We start from the raw sequence: 16707 nt of genomic DNA on the forward strand, positions 1-16707 counted from the left end.
AAGATAACCATCGGGGTAATAGTGGCTTTCTTAGCGGTAGTCATGGTGGGTTATATCTATCTGTTTACAGGGGTTAAAATAAGTAAAGGAGAATAGAGATAATGAAGAAAATGTTAGTTGTATATTATTCCTGGTCAAATGGAAACACGAAAAGAATTGCAGAGCAGCTGACTAATGGGACAGGTGCAGATATTGCGAGAATCGAAACAACAGAGCCATACAGCGGCAGTCATGAAGATGTGGTTGAACAGGGAAAAAGAGAGGTAGAGGCAGGCTTTATGCCTCAGATCAATCCGATATCTGTAAATCTTGCTGATTATGATGTGATTGCTATCGGAACTCCAACGTGGTGGTATACGATGGCACCTGCAGTGCTTACATTTTTGACAACAAATGATTTTACAGGAAAGACAGTGATTCCATTTATGACAAATGGTGGATGGCCGGGGCATGTTATAAAAGATATGGAGGAAAATTGCAAAGGAGCTGCCTTTGCACATGAAATGCAGATTCAGTTTGATTCCAAAGGAAAAGATCATCTGGAAACTTCAGAAGAGGTGATTACAGAATGGATTGGGCAGATAAATACTGATATAAACAAATAACCATAAGGAGAGATAAAACAATGAGAAAAAATTTTGGAGCAAAGCCATTTTTATATCCACAGCCGGTTATGATTCTGGGAACCTATGATGAAAATGGAAAGGCAAATGCAATGAACGCTGCATGGGGTGGAATTGTAGGTGCAAATGAGATTATTGTAGATTTGTCTGCCCATAAGACAACAGACAATATTATAAAAAATAAGGCTTTTACAGTAGGGGTGGCAGATCTTGAACATCTGGTTGCCTGCGATTATGTGGGAATTGTTTCTGCAAATAAAGAAGCAGATAAGATGAAAAAAGCAGGCTTTACTACAACGAAAGGTGAATTTGTAAATGCACCAATCATCAATGAACTTCCATTGACTCTTGAGTGTGAACTTGTAAAAGTCATTGATGGCAGCAAGTATCTTGCGGAAATTAAAAATGTAAGTGCAGATGAGAAATATCTCGGTGATGACGGAGAAATTGATCTTAGTAAGTTTACACCAATTACATATGATCCGGTACATCACGGATATTACAGACTTGGAGAACGTGTGGGAAATGCTTTTACGGATGGAGCAAAGTTAAAATAAGGACAGGTGATTAAAGTGAAAAAAATTGTACAGACAGCAGGAAGAAACGCACTGAATGAATTTGCACCACAGTTTGCACATTTTAATGATGATGTTTTGTTTGGAGAAAACTGGAATAATCAGGATATTGATGTAAAGACAAGATGTATTATAACAGTCACAGCACTTATCGCTTCAGGAATGATTAATACATCTTTAGTACATCATTTTGAAAATGCAAAAGCTCATGGAGTGACTCAGAAAGAAATTGCAGCCGTGATTACCCATATAGCATTTTATGCAGGGTGGCCAAAAGGATGGGCGGCATTCAATCTTGCAAAAGATGTCTGGAGTATAGACGAAGGTGATCTTTCATATGAAGATGAAGCAATGAGAGCTCATGCTAAAAAGATGATATTCCCGATTGGAGAGCCAAATGATAAATTTGCACAATATTTTACAGGGAAAAGTTTTTTGGCTCCTGTGTCTACGTCACAGGTTGGAATTTTCAATGTGACTTTTGAACCTGGTTGCAGAAATAACTGGCATATTCATCATGCAAAAAGCGGAGGCGGACAGATTCTTATCTGCATTGCAGGACGTGGATACTATCAGGAAGAAGGAAAAGAAGCAGTAGAAATGAAACCCGGAGATTGTGTCAATATTCCGGCAGAAGTAAAACACTGGCATGGAGCAGCACCAGATGAATGGTTTTCACATCTGGCAATTGAAGTACCGGGAGAAAAAACATCATCCGAATGGTGTGAAATAGTAACGGATGAGATATATGGAAAACTGAAATAAGTACTTTCTCCCAAAAGTGGGAAAAAGAAATTTTACGGCGAACAATTATGTCCGCCGTAAAATTATGTCTGTTTTGTTAAAAAGTCTGATAGCTGTTGTCCAAGAAAGAAACCAACCAACCTGTGGATATAACTCCTGGATTTCCTGATATTTTGCTTCAATCATTTCTGGTTCATCAGTCCAGATCTTTTCATATATTTTGAAAGCTCTTTTAAAATGTGTTTTGGCTTGCGGAAGATTGGCAGTCATTAGATAAATGGTTCCAAGGGTTTCCTGTACTTTGGCATAATCCAGACAGTGATCGGAATGGTATTCCTTGATGATGCCGGATAATTTTTGCAATTCGGAGATTCCTCTTTCGGGTTCCTGCTGTTCTGTCAGGAACATTGCATAATTGGCAATCTGAGGTATGCTGTCATTTATATGAAGCAGGTTAAATTGGTCAAGCAGTGAGATACTTTTTTCCATGTGTTCTCTTGCAAGATCGGGATGACCGTTCATGCGGTAAAGTCCACCGAGATTGGCATGAAGGTTGGAAACAAGGCGAGCATTGTCAACAGTGATAGTTTCTATCTGGGCAAGTGCATCTTTTTCCAGTTTTATTGCTTTTTCAGGTTTAGTTTCAAGAGTTGCCTGAAAATCCAGTAATAATGCCCGGTCGGAGTCGGTGCCAATACTTTTTGTTTTTAATAGACATTTCAATTCCTGAATGATTCCATTCATACCTTTGTGGTAGTTATAGTTATCCATGTATGGAAATGCATTTTCCAGAAAAAGCAGATACTTTGGTATATCATCCTTTTCAATCAATTCTATGATATTTCCGATTGTTTGAAACAGTTTCTTGTAATAATCAACTTCCATTCCATGTATTAAACATATGTGCTGTAAAGAATCCAGTAATATGTGGCAGCGAGTTACAGATGGTTTTGTCTCTGAAAGGGTGATTTCCTGAATCATCGGATGAAGAGAGATAGTGCGACGTGTTGTTGTCTGAACGAAACCAGTCTCAATTAAATCGTTGATTTCATTTAGTGTGGGCAGTTCCAGCCATTTGGCAAATATACGGGCAGAAATACCGGTGGAAGGAAGAAAGCACATATTACACATGATATCCTGCTGTTCAAGAGATAAAGTGTATAAAGAAAACAGCGTATGGATATGACTGTAATAGGTGGCTTTGCTGCTTTGTCCATCTTTGATTATTTTAATTTTATCTTCGTTATGGAAAGATGCTTTTTCCACCTGAAGTCTTGTTAATAACTGGTCTGGAGTTGAGATTCCATTTTCCAGAAGTTTTGCTGCCAGTTCCACGGCAAAAGTATGAGAATGAACAGTTTCGATGATCTTTTCAACTGTTGCCCGGTACGTGTCTGCCTCTGAATAAAATACTGATGCCAGCTGGAAGAGAGCGTTCATATTCTCTATTTCTTTTAATGGCAGAGTACAGTATTCATCCAGTTTGCTTCTGGTTGTAAACAAAATCTGGCAGCGATATTTTAATACTACTGACAGAAAGCTGTCCTGTGTCGCAGTGACATTAAAATTATCTATGATAAGCAGAGTATCGGATTTCAGGGAACGAAGGAAACGGTTATGTCTTTGAAACCGTTCCTGTTCAGTGCTTTCCGGCAGATCGTCAATAAAATCCATGTCAGTAATATCCTGATGAAGATTGCCGGTATATTCTACATAAAGGATATTGGTGTATTGCTTTATGTACCGCTTTGCGTAGGCTTTGGCAAGTTCACTTTTTCCGATTCCGGCGATTCCGCAAAGAAAAACATGACGGTTTTCCTCAAGCATGGTATATAATTCTTCCAGTTCTTTATCTCTTCCGATAAAATGACGGCATGGTTTCGGAACCTCACTGTCCATAATATAATCCAGCACAATGGGGGATAAAGCGCCTCCGGCGAGCAGCTTCTGATTTTTGGTATTACGTTTGATGAATTGGCGTTCCATGCCAAAAGAAATCAGTTTTGCAAGAAACAGCAGTCTTGAACTGGCTGGTTTATATAAGGGAGTCAGATTTTTCTTTTTCGCATCTGAGATGCTGTCATCCTGAATGAATAAAGTGTAAATATCTTGTATAGCCATATTACAGTCAGACATCAGTGGAAGAAGATTCTGGTGGATGGTATGGGCTAATTTTTCCTGATTGGATGGCTTGGAATAGTAAGCGGATATTTTAGGACTGATTTTAGCCTGACCAGTCATCCAGCGGCAAACCAGACCGTTATCCATTGAAAAATCCTGATTTGCCGGATCATCCATAAAATCTTCAAATAATTCGTATAAAAAATCAGGCTGACTCATTTGATTACTTTCGCTGATATGATTTTTTAAGCAAGTGCTAATAGAAGAAAAATCGCATCGATTCAATAGAAATTCCCCTTTCGTAGTTAAGATTGAGTATATCTATCATAACACGAACATACATTCGATTCAAGGAAATACGGATATTTTTAAAGTGATTGTGTCAATTTACAATCAATTTCTATTCAATGTGGTTTTCAGGCAGGTTCTGTAAAATAAGCTCAGAACAAACAATAACGGGAGGAGCTTATGCAACAGAATATTGAATTTGAGCGGTGCATTGATTTTCTGGTACGGATGATTGATAAGTACGGCGAAGAAGTCCTCCGGGAGTTGGAGGAAGAAAAACAGAATAAGGAAGAAAAAGAAGCGGCAGTTTCCTGAAATACAAAATGTAAATCAGACTGTCGCTTTTTTGTGAAATTATTCGGTTGCGTTATCTTTTACTTCTGCAAGCATAATCTGCTCTAGTCGGTCAATATCTGGAAATACCACTTTTTTGCCTCTGGAATGAAGTTGACGAATTTTTTTCATACGTGTTGTTACTTCCCTGTGAATGGAATGCTTAACAGGAACCGGATTATTATTTCGAGTATGTATATGGTCAAGATAGTACTCTCTGATTGGAAACATATTCTGGAGAAGAAAAGCAGCTTCTTTTCCATCAAATTCACCTAAAACAATCGTTAGGCACTTTCCGTATTTAGCCACCTGTTTATCGTGTATTGCTTTAAACTTTTCTACACGAGAACTGAGTGGAACCATCCATAACAGAGAAGTTTTATTGTCACGCAGACAGTAAAAAGTAGGACGGTATGTACCGCCCTCTTTGTTCTGCATTAAGTTGGAATCCTGTACTTTTTCAAAGTATTCATCTTTAATATGGTAAACGTATCCTTCTTGATATATCATGTTTATCACCTATAAAATAAGCCCTGCCATGCGGCAGGGCCGAAATTTTCGAGCCGGACATTTATTAGACGCTTCCGGTGAGCGAACAATATTTTCGAGCCGATCACTTATAAGCCGCCAACGGTGGGCGAACAATATTTTCGATGACAGAAATCCTGTCTCTATCATTATTATATGGTTGTAACGAAAATATGTCAATAAAAAATAAAAAGAAGTATTGAAAATAGTTGGAACAAGTACTAAAATAAAGTTGGGACAACAAAACGGAGTTATATTGCGAGGAAGATTATGAAGAATAAAAAGATTAAATGCGATATATATACCAGAGTATCCACAACCATGCAGGTAGATGGATACAGTCTAGATGCTCAGAAAGAAAAACTCAAAAGATATGCGGAATTTCAGAACATGGAAATCGTAAATGAGTATTCCGATGAAGGTAAATCTGGAAAGAGCGTAGAGGGCAGACCGGAATTTCAGAGAATGTTGGATAATATTGAGAATGGCACAGATGAGGTGCAGTTTGTACTGGTGTTCAAGCTTTCCAGATTTGGTCGTAATGCGGCAGATGTTTTAAATTCTTTGCAGCGGATGCAGGATTTTGGAGTGAATCTGATCTGTGTTGAAGATGGAATTGACAGCTCAAAAGATAGTGGAAAGCTGATGATTTCTGTTCTGTCTGCGGTGGCAGAGATTGAACGAGAGAATATCCTTGTTCAGACAATGGAGGGACGTAAGCAGAAAGCCAGGGAAGGAAAATGGAACGGCGGATTTGCTCCATATGGCTATGAATTGGTAAATGGAGAATTGCAGATTGCAGAGGATGAAGCGGAAATTATTCGTCTGATCTATGATAAATTTATTCATACCAATATGGGAATCTCTGCGATTGCTGCATGGCTGAACCAGCATGGATATAAAAAGAAAAAACGACAGAATAATACACTGGACGCATTTGCCGCATCATTTATAAAAGGCGTTCTGGATAATCCGGTATACTGTGGAAAGCTGGCTTATGGACGAAGGAAAAACGAGAAAGTTTCTGGTACAAGAAATGAATATCGCATTGTAAAGCAGGAAAATTATATGCTGCACGATGGTATCCATGAAGGGATTATTTCGGAAACAGACTGGGAGCTGGCTCATCAAAAACGGGAAAAAACAGGTGTGAAATATGAAAAGACACATAGCCTCGATCATGAGCATATTTTATCCGGAATATTGAGATGTCCGTTATGTGGAAGCGGTATGTATGGAAACGTGAACCGAAAGAAAAAGAAAGACGGAACCTTATATAAGGATTATTTCTATTATGCCTGCAAACATCGTCGCCTGGTAGATGGTCATAAATGTGGATATCGTAAACAATGGAGCGAGGAGAAGATTAACAATGCAGTGGAAGAAGTTATTCGGAAGCTGGTGAAGAATCCGAAATTTGAAGAAGCAATTCTGAATAAAATCGGTTCAAGAATAGATACAGAAGAAATAGAAAAAGAGATTGAAAGACTGGAAAAACAGCACAGGCAACTGACCGGAGCAAAAGCAAGACTTGGACAGCAGATGGATAGTTTGGATATCATGGATAAATTTTATGAAAAGAAATATCAGGATATGGAGACACGCTTATATCGTCTATATGATGAAATTGAAGGCGTGGAGAACAGTATAGAAGAAGTTAAGAATCGCCTGCTGAATATCCGGCAACAGAAAATATCAGAAGAAAACGTCTATCAATTTCTTTTATATTTTGATAAACTATATGATAAGTTCACCGACCTGGAGAAGAAAGAATTTCTTAACAGCTTTGTGGAACAGGTGGACATTTACGAGCAGGAGCAGCCAGATGGCAGATTCCTGAAGCACATAAAGTTCCGTTTTCCAGTGTATTTTGGAGACAGGGAGACACAGGAACTTTGTTGGGACAATGAAAGTACCGTTGAAACAGTTTGTCTCCTTTCAAAGAAATGCCCAGTTTAAGCGGGGTTGAAGGCACTATTTTAATAAAAATATCCACAAAATAGTGCGGAAAAATATGTGCGTGTGATGAAAAATTGAAAATGATTTAACACCAGAAAGCCTTTTGGCGTACTTGTTCCAGTGGTACGCCAGAAGGTTATTTTTGTTAGGCCAAGGGCCTGTTTTCATTGTGGAGTTTTTCGTTGATCCGAAAAACGGAACTTTGAAAAAAACCACATTTGTGTTGTTGCAAGTAGCTTCATTTAGTTGCATATATTAAGTAAATGAAGTGATGAGTTGCGCCTTTTGAATATTTGTTGCAAAAACACACCTTTTCGTTGTGAAAAATGCAACGATGTATATAATGAGAGTATGTGATAAAGCCAATAATCAAATTACATACATACCTGTGAAAGGGGCGTTACTTATGGCAAATGATAATCAGATAGCTTTCCTTTGTTCGAGATTGAAGGAGCTTCGTGAAAAGAATGGCTGTACCATGGATGACATGGCAAAGAAGATTGATGTATTAGAGGGCTTGAAACCAGGAACTGGTATGAACAAGTCGTCTATTTCTCGTGTTGAAGGTGGAAAAACTGCAGAAAAAACGCTATTGGAAATGGCAAGAAAATATTGTAAGGTTTTTGGAATGTCAGAATCACAGACTGAACAATTTTTGAGAGGGGAGAAGGTTGCAGTTCCAGATACTTCAGCGTTACTTAAGAATTCACAGTTAATTGATGAACTGAACAAGGAATATAGCAAGGTAGTTATTCCAAAGGTAGTTGTTGATGAATTAGATAATATAAAGAATAAGAATTCAGGTTCTCTTGGGAGAAAGGCTTGGGAAGTTATTCGTGGTATTAGCTATGGTTCTCGTACAATTCTTATGGAATATAATGGCGATGCTGATGAAGATAACGAAGATTGCAAAATAATATATATTGCACAGGAGGCTTCTGATACATATCACTGCAAAGTAGATATCATAACAGAGGACATCGATTATTCAGCATATCTTAAAGGGCATGAATCCGTTTCAGCATTACATCTTAGAGAATATATGGCTACTAAGCAGGATCTTATCAATATGACTAAATTGGCTAGAATTGACGCTTATTACGCAGATTCATATGAGGAATGCGAAGAACCGACAGCAGACGAAGTTAATGCATATCTTCAGGATGGAAATACCCTTATTATTTCTGCTGTAAGAAATAATAGGGCCACAATTGAGCAAAGAAAAGAAAAAATCAAATGGCTCATTCAGCTTGGTGCAGATGTGAATAAGCGTGATTGCAGTCGTAGATATTTCCCTGCTCTATCGCATGCAGTGCAGATGAAGGATTATGAGATGTTTATGTTTTTGCTTTTAGAGTGTAAGGCAAATCCTAATGTTGGAAGTAGAAATCCTTTTGATGCCGGAAAAGTACGCCAGAAGAATGAGGGCAATATGCCATTAATGATTGCTGCCTGGGAGGGAAAGAAGGATTTTGTAATTGCTTTATGTGAGGATGAAAGAACCAGTATTAACCAGCAGGACGCTAATGGATTTACTGCGCTCATGAAGGCCTGCATGAATGGTCACTTTGAAAATAATAAGGAAAAGCATACTTGGGATATTCGAAAGATACTCATTGATGCAGGAGCTGATCAGAAGATCGTTGACATTGATGGTAAAACAGCTGCTGATTGGGTTAGTGAGTATCATGAATCTGGTCCTACAAGAAAGCAGTTTAATAGAGGTAACAATACGAATAGTCAGAAGAGGGGGAATAGAAGATGGTAACACGAGCTTGTATATCGATAAATAATCGATGCAATCTCAATTGTACTTATTGCCATTTTCATGAGAAGAAGGATTACATTCAAGAGGACAATATGGATGTAATTACTATCCTTGATATTATTGCTTCACATATTGAAGACAACGATATTGATTTGTTTAAGTTAGGGTTCGTGGGTAATGGAGAACCAATGTTAGATTATGAGAAACTTAAGCAGTATATCGCTCATATTGGAGATTATTTGAAATCTGGAAGAATTGCTGCATACACCATTACAAACGGTCTTTTAGTTGATCGTGAGAAGTTAGAATTCTTCAAAGAATACAATGTAAATGTTGGCTTTTCAGTAGATGGAATCTCTGCTATTCACGACAAGTATAGATGTGGAACTCATGAGCGAGTGATGGCAAATATAGCTTTATACAAAGAAGTGAATGGAAAGTATCCTTCTATGAATTGTACTGTTGGAAAAGAGATCATTGATAATCCGGAAGCGACCATAGGGTTCTTTGAACAATTTGGTAATAGGATCACGTTTTCTAGGATGATTGGAAAACAGGGGATATCGTTACCTGATTTTAATGCGTTCTTGAATAAGGCGATGGAACGATTGAATGTTAGAACTGGTGGCTACGACTGTACCATGTATGGTGGTATGTGTGGTGCAGGAATGGATAATATTTTTTACGCAAATGGAAAGATATTCATATGTGGTAATTGTATCGATTTACCTTTTTCAATGCCTTACGACACACCTCTAAATGAGGTCAGTTTTGACGTTATCGATTTTGACAGAAGCTGTTGTTTCAAGGAGGTGTTTACTGGTTGAAGATAGCATTATATGGAATGCCTTGTGCAGGCAAAAGTACATTGATGGATAGAATCACTGATGCAAAGGTTATTAATGGCAGCCAGGAGTTGAGACGTATTTGCGGTGGTTCCTTTTTGGAACTATCAGAAGAAGAGAAACATCAAGTTAGAATTAAATACACAGAATATATTAATGGTTTGAATGATGAAGTAATTGTTTCAGATGGACACTATTCATTTATGGAAACTGTTGCATTTACTGAGGCTGACGGAGAGTTGTACGATATCTTTATTTATCTGTATTGTTCTCCGGAAAATCTTAAGGAAAGATATGCTTTGTCAGAGAAAAATGGTAAGTTTGCTGGCGAGTCCATTGAGTCGTTAAGACAATGGCAGGAATTTGAAATAAATAATCTTAGAGAGGAATGTCATAGGCGAAATAAGGACTTTTACGTTGTAAGTGATAATGAAGAAGAACAGAATAAGTTTTTTGATTTCTTATCTTTACTTCGAGAAGGTTTCAGCTCCTACGATTTAGCGACAGATATCTGTAATCAAATAATGGAGCAGTTCAACAAGCAGGATATCTTGTATATGGTTGACGGAGATAAAACCATTATTATTCAAGATTCATATAGGTTCTGTTGTAATGGCAAGACAAAGATCTTCGATGGAGATTTTTATACTGGCTATCAATCATTTCTTTTTGAAAAGGAATTACAAACCGCGTCTATTGACAAATCTAAAATTGCAGAGATAACAATTAATAATGAAGTGTATGACATAGTTGCATCGAATAATTATGTTGTACTTTCTTCTGGAATAAAAGATTTGTGGAGCGATATTGCTAATGCTAAGAATCTTGGAACTATATTTGCTAGTCCATACATAAGTGCAGATGTTAAGTATTATGTCGTAAAGCAATTGCGAGAACATGGATACACTATTTTTGCCTATGGAGATAGCAAGATTGATTTATATATGTTACGCGAGGCTGATAAAGGATTTCTGTATATTGGTAAGCGAATAAGCAGATCATTGAAGAATGAAAGCTTATCAGGCTTGGTGCCGATTTACGATCATTCTTTGGTGATATTGGCTGATGAGGACGAAGAAGTACAAGCTGATATTGCTATCTGCAAATCGAATTCAGGAATAAGTGGAAGTAGGCTGGCAGCAGCACATGTGCGTTTAGGAGAAAAAATAGGAAGGCACATTGCTACCGTATTCCCAGAGAAAAATACATCAATCTTAGTTTTGGAACGAGGTGGCAGGTTTTTTGGTGACGGAGTATATATGGGAGCAGGCGGCATTTTTTATTCGATGAACCCGAAGCAAGATGATGCTCCTGTGATTAATACAGAGAGAGTAGTTATTGTTGATAGTGTGATTAATACTGGAAAATCAATAATGAGGATTATTGATGAGTTAAAGAATCATAATCCAGGCATTGACGTTATTATCGCTGCAAATGTTATTCAGAATGAAGCTGTCGAGTTGTTTAAGGATTATCTTGTGTTTGCAACAAGGCTTTCGAAGAATTCATTTGTAGGAGTTAATCAATCAAAGCAAACTGGCAAAACAGGACCGGATACTGCAGATAGACTTTTTAATTTAATAAAAAAACGATATTGAAATGATTTTGTTGCAACAAGATTATGATAAGTTGCAATTTAATATGAAAATATTGATAGAAATAGGCTGTTTTTGGGCTGGAATAAGCTCTGAACAGTCTATTTTTATGTTTTTTGTTGCAAATTGCTTTGAAAAGTTGCAAATCCAGGTGCTTTATCATTGTTTGTTGCGGATAAGTATATTCTGTTGCATATATTGCTGTAAAAATATCGGTGTAACAAATAATCGGCGTACTCTCGGTAAGAGAGGTTACTGAACTGGTTTGTACGCTAAATGGTAACGGTTTGACTGCGATTATATGAAAATCTCCAAAAAGGTGTTAAATACTGAGTTTGCGGGTAGTTCGCAATCTGTTAACTATGGTCTTGTACCGGGAACACGTATCAACGAGATGCGTTATATGTGTGACTTTGGACCGACACAGTTTGAAGAAGTAAGACGTGCAATCGCTTATATCGTAGACCGTGATGAAATCAACAAACAGTTAACAGGCGGATACCGTGATAATGGAGTAGATCTTGCGAGACTGAAAACACAAGAAATGCGTTTCCTACGTAAAGATATGCAGATGATCTTCCAGGATCCATACTCATCACTGAATCCGCGTATGACAGTTGGACAGATCATCGGAGAAGGCCTTCTTGCACATGGCATTTTTAAGAAAAATGATGAAAAAATGCAGGCATATGTCATGGAAGTCATGGAAAAATGTGGACTTGCACCATATATGATCCATCGTTATCCACATCAGTTCTCCGGCGGACAGAGACAGAGAATCGGTATTGCGCGTGCTCTTGCGTTAAAGCCAAGATTCGTAGTCTGCGATGAGGCGGTTTCCGCACTTGACGTTTCCATTCAGTCGCAGATCGTCAACCTTCTGAAAGATCTCGGAAGCGAAGACAATCTTGCATACTTATTTATTTCACATGGTTTGAGTGTTGTAAAATATATCAGTGACCGAATTGGTGTTATGTACCTTGGAAACATCGTAGAGCTTGCAGAGTCACAGGAAATGTTTGATCACCCTACACATCCATATACAGAAGCGCTGTTATCAGCAATTCCGACGACAGACGTAGATTCTAACAGAGAGATGATCCCGCTTGAAGGAGATATCCCAAGTCCGGTTCATCCGCCGAAAGGATGTAAGTTCCATACAAGATGTAAATACTGTACAGAAATCTGTAAGCATATTACACCGGAACTTGTGGAAATGAGACCGGGACATTTTGTAGCCTGTCATAATCCACTCGGAGTAGAAAAGGATTCATAAAATCAGAAAGGAATTAGCATGAGCTTTTTTGGAGGATACAGCAAACGAGGAAGACAGTTGGAAGAACAGGATAAAAAGTTCCTGGAATTTAAAAAGCAGATGAGTGACCAGAACATTGTTTTTGAAAAGGGAGATTATCTGGCAATGGTTCTGGGGGCATTCTGGGCACTCTGGCCGGCTCTGGCCATTACACTGGCAGTAATTGTGGGGATCAGCCTGTTCTTTTTATAAAAAAAACTGCAAAAATCTGAAAGGAAAAATGAATGGATTATACCAGGAAGGCATCAATACAAAGAAAAACTCTTTGGCAGCAAATCGCTGATGTATTAAGAGAAGACATCATTCAGGGAAAGATCAAACCGGGGGAACGAATTGTAGAAGAAGATATTGCGGAGAAGTTTCATGTAAGCCGGGGACCGGTCAGAGAAGCCCTGCGTCATATCGGGGAGGAAGGATTTGTTGTTTATGAGTCTCATAAAGGCAGTACAGTAAAGACGATTTCCTATGAAGAAATGCAGGAAAAATATCTTGTCCGCTCTACCCTGGAAGTTCTGGCAATCAGGATCATTGCCGGAAAACTTCCGGAAGAAATCGAACGGGAAATGGATGAGTGTCTGGACCAGATGGAAGAAGCTGCGAAAGAAAAAGATGTGTACCACATTATGTGTTATGATGAACAGTTTCATTCATGCATTGTTCGAGCAGCAAAGTGCGAAACCTTATATAAAATATGGGCAATGCTCCGGGAAAGCAATTTGTGCGGATATTATACAATGGGTGTTGAATCCATCATCCCCTTTGATGTACTTCGCTACAATCATGAGATCCTTTTAAAAGGAATAAAAGAATTGCCTGTTGAAAAGACAGCAAAATTGATTGAGGAGCATTATATGATCGTTCCGGAAGTTCTGCATGAAAAACAGTGTAAGAAATCCGAATAGAACGAAGGATAATGTGATTTCAGTTGTTTTAGATCAGGTGACTAAAAAGACCACCTGACAGCGGCGTTCTACTTCAAAGCTTCGTCACAAAACAGTCTGTGTAAATACTTGCAATTACAAGAAAAAACGAATACAATATAGAAAAAGAGGCAGGTATCAAGCGGAAATGAGACAGATGGAATTTAAAATGGAGCGTCCGGGACTGGTTGAACCCGGACAGATTGTTGATGTGACAGAGGGCGTTGTAGCTGCGTATTTTTATTATACGATTGAGCCGGCTGTGGCAATGAGCGCCAATTATCGTTCATGGCAGAGACTTAAGTCAGGACAGGGAAAGGTGATTGACGTAAAGCAGACACCGCAGGGGTATTATGTGGTGTGTGAATTTGATGAAGAGGATGTGGAATAAAGAGAAGGAAAAATCCACTGGAAAGAATTCAATATAAAAAGATCAGAGAATGATAAAAAATGTGGTTATCAGACTCTGATCTTTTTATATTGTCATGTGTATGGAAGGAAACTACCGGTGGCAGACTCTGCTGATGCTGAATGATGGAAAAAACTGCTATATAATCCTGAACCAGGAACATAAACAGAGAAAATCTACAGTCCAAGAAGAGCAGGAAGTTCCCTGATTGCGCCAATCTGTCTTGGTGGATCCGGAATATCACCAAATCCATACGAAGCATAAATAAAAGGAACGTCTGCTTTCTGGCAGGCATCAAAATCACCTGAAGTATCTCCGACATAAACCACATCCTGCAGATGATTGCGCTCCATCAGAAGACGGATGGATTCATTTTTTGGAACCTGTGTCTGACCAAAGCATAAAAAATCTTTGATATATTTTCCGAGTCCCATCGTTTTTAGAAAAACTTCGATATATCCACACTGGCAGTTGCTGACGATATAAAGGTCGGTTTTCTGAGAAAGGCTTTCCAGTGTCCGCGCAACATCCGGGTAAAGAACACCGTGATCGGTTTCAAGCAGCCGATTTTCATAGTTAAAGCAAAGATAGCCGATCCGGTCACGTTCTTCTTTTGGGCAGGAAGGAAAGAGTGCAAGCGTGATCTCATCCATTGTTTTTCCAAAAAGTGACTTAAGCCAATCTGCTGTAAGTGAGAGGGAAAAATCTGTATTCTCCTCTATCGCCTGATTCCAGGATCTGGCAACTGCTTCGGTTGAGTCCCAGAGTGTGCCGTCTACGTCAAATATAATACCATCCATGATTCAATCTCCTGTATCTGAAAAATTATTTAACAGATTAAGGATAGCACAAGGTGGATATCCGGGCAATGATCTGTAAAATATTTTATCGAAAAGTTACAGGTGATGTCGAAAAAATGCGAATTAGTAAGAAAGAAGAAAAGAAGTGTAAGATAGTAGAAACAGAAAAAACAAAAGAAATAAGTGGGGGAAAGAAATGGCTGAGGGGAAAATCAGGATCAAAGATATTGCAAAAATAGCCGGAGTGAGTGCAACAACTGTATCGAATGTGATCCATGGAAGAACGGAAAAAGTATCAAGAAAGACAAGAAAAAGGATAGAGGAGATCCTGGATGAACAGAAATATGCTCCAAGCATGGGAGCACGTATCCTTTCCGGAAAATCTTCCGGGATGATTGCTGTAGTTGTTGGAAAAAAGCAGGAATGGGAGCAGGAGAGTGAAAAATTAGAAGAAATACTGCGTGAGATCGAGAAGAGTCTGGATGAGAGGGAATACTATATGCTGCTGCATTTTGTAAAAACAGCAGAAGAATTTGTACGATATGCGGCGGTATGGAAACTGGATGGGGTTATCTGTATCTGGCTCAATGAAGAGGAGTGTACAAGAATCCGGCAGATGTGTGCAGTTCCGGTGGCTGCGATATACAGAACAGACCGGATTTACGGAAAAGCCGGTGAGGAAGTCGCAAGGTTTCTGTTTAAAAGAGAGAAACAGAGAATCTGGTTTCTGGATGGAACGGAAGAGTACGGAAAAGTGGTATGGCAGGGAATGCAGAAAATATTTTCAAAAAAAGGCTGCTGTCTTGAAGAAGAACAATATCTGGAAATTCCAAAAGACAGGGATCTGCGGAGAATGTTCTATAAAATCCGGCTGGCAGGGCTTGCTTTATCCGCAGATATGCTCGTATTTGCATCTGCCGTACAGGGAGCAGAGGCTGTCGGTTATCTGCATGATCTGGAAATCAAGGTGCCGGAGGAAATTGAAGTGATGGCAGTCGGAAAAGAAGAAACAGCACTCATTTGCCGCCCGCAGCTGACAACAGTCGAATTTGACAAAAAACGATTTCTCCGGCAGGCAATTGAAGAATTATATGTCCAGATGATAAAAGGATATATTTTGACAAAATCCGGAAAAATCAGTGTGAAAACGATAATTAGAGGTTCCTGTAATTGATAAAATCGAATTAAAGTGATAAAATTTTAGAAAGCTACTTGACAAAGGTGGTGTCAATTGCTACAATAAAAAAACAGAACGCACTCTGTTTTGTAAAGTAAAGGAGTATGTTATGAGAAAACAAGCTTATTCAATTTTGGTTTATAACAATCCGGGACTATTAAGCCGTATGGCAGGATTGTTCAGCAGACGGGGGTACAATATTGAAAGTATTACCGCAGGTACAACTGCAGATCCGAGATTTACAAGGATCACGATCGTAGCAAGTGGAGATGAACAGATTCTTTCACAGATCGAGAAGCAGGTTCGCAAGATGGAAGATGTGATCGAGATTAAGCCGTTAAATGACAGCAATTCAGTATGCAGAGAACTGGTTATGATCAAGGTTCGTGCAAATGCATCTGAAAGAGCAGAACTTATTTCACTGGCAGATATTTTCCGTGCGAAGATCGTTGATGTTGAAAAAGACTGTCTGATGATTGAACTGACGGGAACCGAATCAAAGCTGAAAGCGTTTATGGAGCTTCTGGACGGATATGAGATCCTGGAGCTGGCAAGAACCGGTATTACCGGACTGAAGCGCGGAAGCGATGATGTGATCATGTTTGATTAAAGCAGAGAGACGTTTTGAAAAGAGCGACGAGCTCGAAAGTGGCACCTTCAGGGATGCAGAAGTAGTTACATAAGAAAGCTAGGGGCATGGAGCCTTT

At 38.8% G+C, this 16707-nt stretch carries 18 protein-coding genes; 15 read left to right on the top strand and 3 right to left on the bottom strand.

From position 1 onward, the window contains the following. The first annotated feature begins 101 nt into the window (after positions 1–101). Genes AB5213_RS02620 through AB5213_RS02630 form a run of 3 tightly spaced genes read left to right on the top strand, consistent with a single transcriptional unit; the run spans position 102 to position 1963 of the window. Complete coding sequence (locus AB5213_RS02620; protein WP_021650495.1) at positions 102–605, top strand: flavodoxin; 504 nt, start codon at positions 102–104, stop codon at positions 603–605. Positions 606–625: 20 nt separating this feature from the next. Continuing rightward, complete coding sequence (locus AB5213_RS02625) at positions 626–1180, top strand: flavin reductase family protein (RefSeq protein ID WP_044922392.1); 555 nt, start codon at positions 626–628, stop codon at positions 1178–1180. Between the two features lie 15 nt (positions 1181–1195). Then, positions 1196–1963 carry a carboxymuconolactone decarboxylase family protein gene (locus AB5213_RS02630; protein ID WP_072521411.1) on the top strand — a complete coding sequence of 256 codons (768 nt, stop codon included), beginning with the start codon at positions 1196–1198 and terminating at the stop codon, positions 1961–1963. 45 nt (positions 1964–2008) lie between these two features. Here the strand turns inward: AB5213_RS02630 and AB5213_RS02635 are convergent, their stop codons facing one another. Beyond that, on the bottom strand, positions 2009–4282 hold the full coding sequence (locus AB5213_RS02635) for a tetratricopeptide repeat protein (RefSeq protein WP_368276279.1): 2274 nt from the start codon (positions 4280–4282) through the stop codon (positions 2009–2011). Positions 4283–4531: 249 nt separating this feature from the next. On the opposite strand from AB5213_RS02635, the gene AB5213_RS02640 reads away from it, so the two are divergent. Further along, positions 4532–4666, top strand: a complete 135-nt coding sequence (locus AB5213_RS02640; RefSeq protein WP_004844681.1) for a hypothetical protein — start codon at positions 4532–4534, stop codon at positions 4664–4666. 39 nt (positions 4667–4705) lie between these two features. On the opposite strand, the gene AB5213_RS02645 is transcribed toward AB5213_RS02640, so the two are convergent. Beyond that, the gene (locus tag AB5213_RS02645) at positions 4706–5194 is read right to left on the bottom strand and encodes a type III toxin-antitoxin system CptIN family toxin (RefSeq protein WP_015528542.1); all 489 of its coding nucleotides are present in this window, start codon (positions 5192–5194) and stop codon (positions 4706–4708) included. A gap of 288 nt (positions 5195–5482) precedes the next feature. Between AB5213_RS02645 and AB5213_RS02650 the strand changes: the two genes are divergently transcribed. From AB5213_RS02650 to AB5213_RS02685, 8 genes are all read left to right on the top strand, one after another. Beyond that, entirely contained in the window at positions 5483–7171 is a 1689-nt protein-coding gene (locus tag AB5213_RS02650; protein WP_368276280.1) for a recombinase family protein, read from the top strand. Positions 7172–7577: 406 nt separating this feature from the next. Next, positions 7578–8939 carry an ankyrin repeat domain-containing protein gene (locus AB5213_RS02655; protein ID WP_368276281.1) on the top strand — a complete coding sequence of 454 codons (1362 nt, stop codon included), beginning with the start codon at positions 7578–7580 and terminating at the stop codon, positions 8937–8939. Then, a complete protein-coding gene (locus AB5213_RS02660) occupies positions 8933–9766 on the top strand; it encodes a radical SAM protein (protein WP_044998588.1) in 834 nt (277 codons plus the stop codon). The genes AB5213_RS02655 and AB5213_RS02660 overlap by 7 nt, the downstream gene beginning before the upstream one ends. Then, complete coding sequence (locus AB5213_RS02665; RefSeq protein WP_368276282.1) at positions 9763–11382, top strand: AAA family ATPase; 1620 nt, start codon at positions 9763–9765, stop codon at positions 11380–11382. The genes AB5213_RS02660 and AB5213_RS02665 overlap by 4 nt, the downstream gene beginning before the upstream one ends. Before the next feature lie 298 nt (positions 11383–11680). Continuing rightward, positions 11681–12655 carry an oligopeptide/dipeptide ABC transporter ATP-binding protein gene (locus tag AB5213_RS02670; protein WP_368276283.1) on the top strand — a complete coding sequence of 325 codons (975 nt, stop codon included), beginning with the start codon at positions 11681–11683 and terminating at the stop codon, positions 12653–12655. A gap of 18 nt (positions 12656–12673) precedes the next feature. Beyond that, on the top strand, positions 12674–12886 hold the full coding sequence (locus AB5213_RS02675; protein ID WP_008369357.1) for a hypothetical protein: 213 nt from the start codon (positions 12674–12676) through the stop codon (positions 12884–12886). Positions 12887–12918: 32 nt separating this feature from the next. Beyond that, the gene (locus AB5213_RS02680) at positions 12919–13596 is read left to right on the top strand and encodes a GntR family transcriptional regulator (protein ID WP_173685171.1); all 678 of its coding nucleotides are present in this window, start codon (positions 12919–12921) and stop codon (positions 13594–13596) included. Positions 13597–13762: 166 nt separating this feature from the next. Next, the gene (locus tag AB5213_RS02685; protein ID WP_008369354.1) at positions 13763–14005 is read left to right on the top strand and encodes a hypothetical protein; all 243 of its coding nucleotides are present in this window, start codon (positions 13763–13765) and stop codon (positions 14003–14005) included. A gap of 194 nt (positions 14006–14199) precedes the next feature. On the opposite strand, the gene AB5213_RS02690 is transcribed toward AB5213_RS02685, so the two are convergent. Then, on the bottom strand, positions 14200–14823 hold the full coding sequence (locus tag AB5213_RS02690; RefSeq protein ID WP_270205945.1) for an HAD family hydrolase: 624 nt from the start codon (positions 14821–14823) through the stop codon (positions 14200–14202). 53 nt (positions 14824–14876) lie between these two features. On the opposite strand from AB5213_RS02690, the gene AB5213_RS02695 reads away from it, so the two are divergent. The 3 genes from AB5213_RS02695 (at position 14877) to ilvN (ending at position 16610) form a co-directional block, all read left to right on the top strand. Further along, positions 14877–15062 (top strand): hypothetical protein, encoded by a 186-nt coding sequence (locus AB5213_RS02695; RefSeq protein ID WP_147339256.1) that lies wholly within the window; start codon positions 14877–14879, stop codon positions 15060–15062. Then, positions 15020–15997 (top strand): LacI family DNA-binding transcriptional regulator, encoded by a 978-nt coding sequence (locus AB5213_RS02700; protein WP_368276284.1) that lies wholly within the window; start codon positions 15020–15022, stop codon positions 15995–15997. The genes AB5213_RS02695 and AB5213_RS02700 overlap by 43 nt, the downstream gene beginning before the upstream one ends. A 112-nt stretch (positions 15998–16109) precedes the next feature. Continuing rightward, on the top strand, positions 16110–16610 hold the full coding sequence (gene ilvN / locus AB5213_RS02705) for an acetolactate synthase small subunit (protein WP_008369341.1): 501 nt from the start codon (positions 16110–16112) through the stop codon (positions 16608–16610). Positions 16611–16707: the final 97 nt, after the last annotated feature.

Source organism: Coprococcus sp. RTP21204st1_G4_RTP21204_210225 (assembly GCF_040915385.1).
Classification (GTDB): domain Bacteria; phylum Bacillota; class Clostridia; order Lachnospirales; family Lachnospiraceae; genus Allocoprococcus; species Allocoprococcus comes.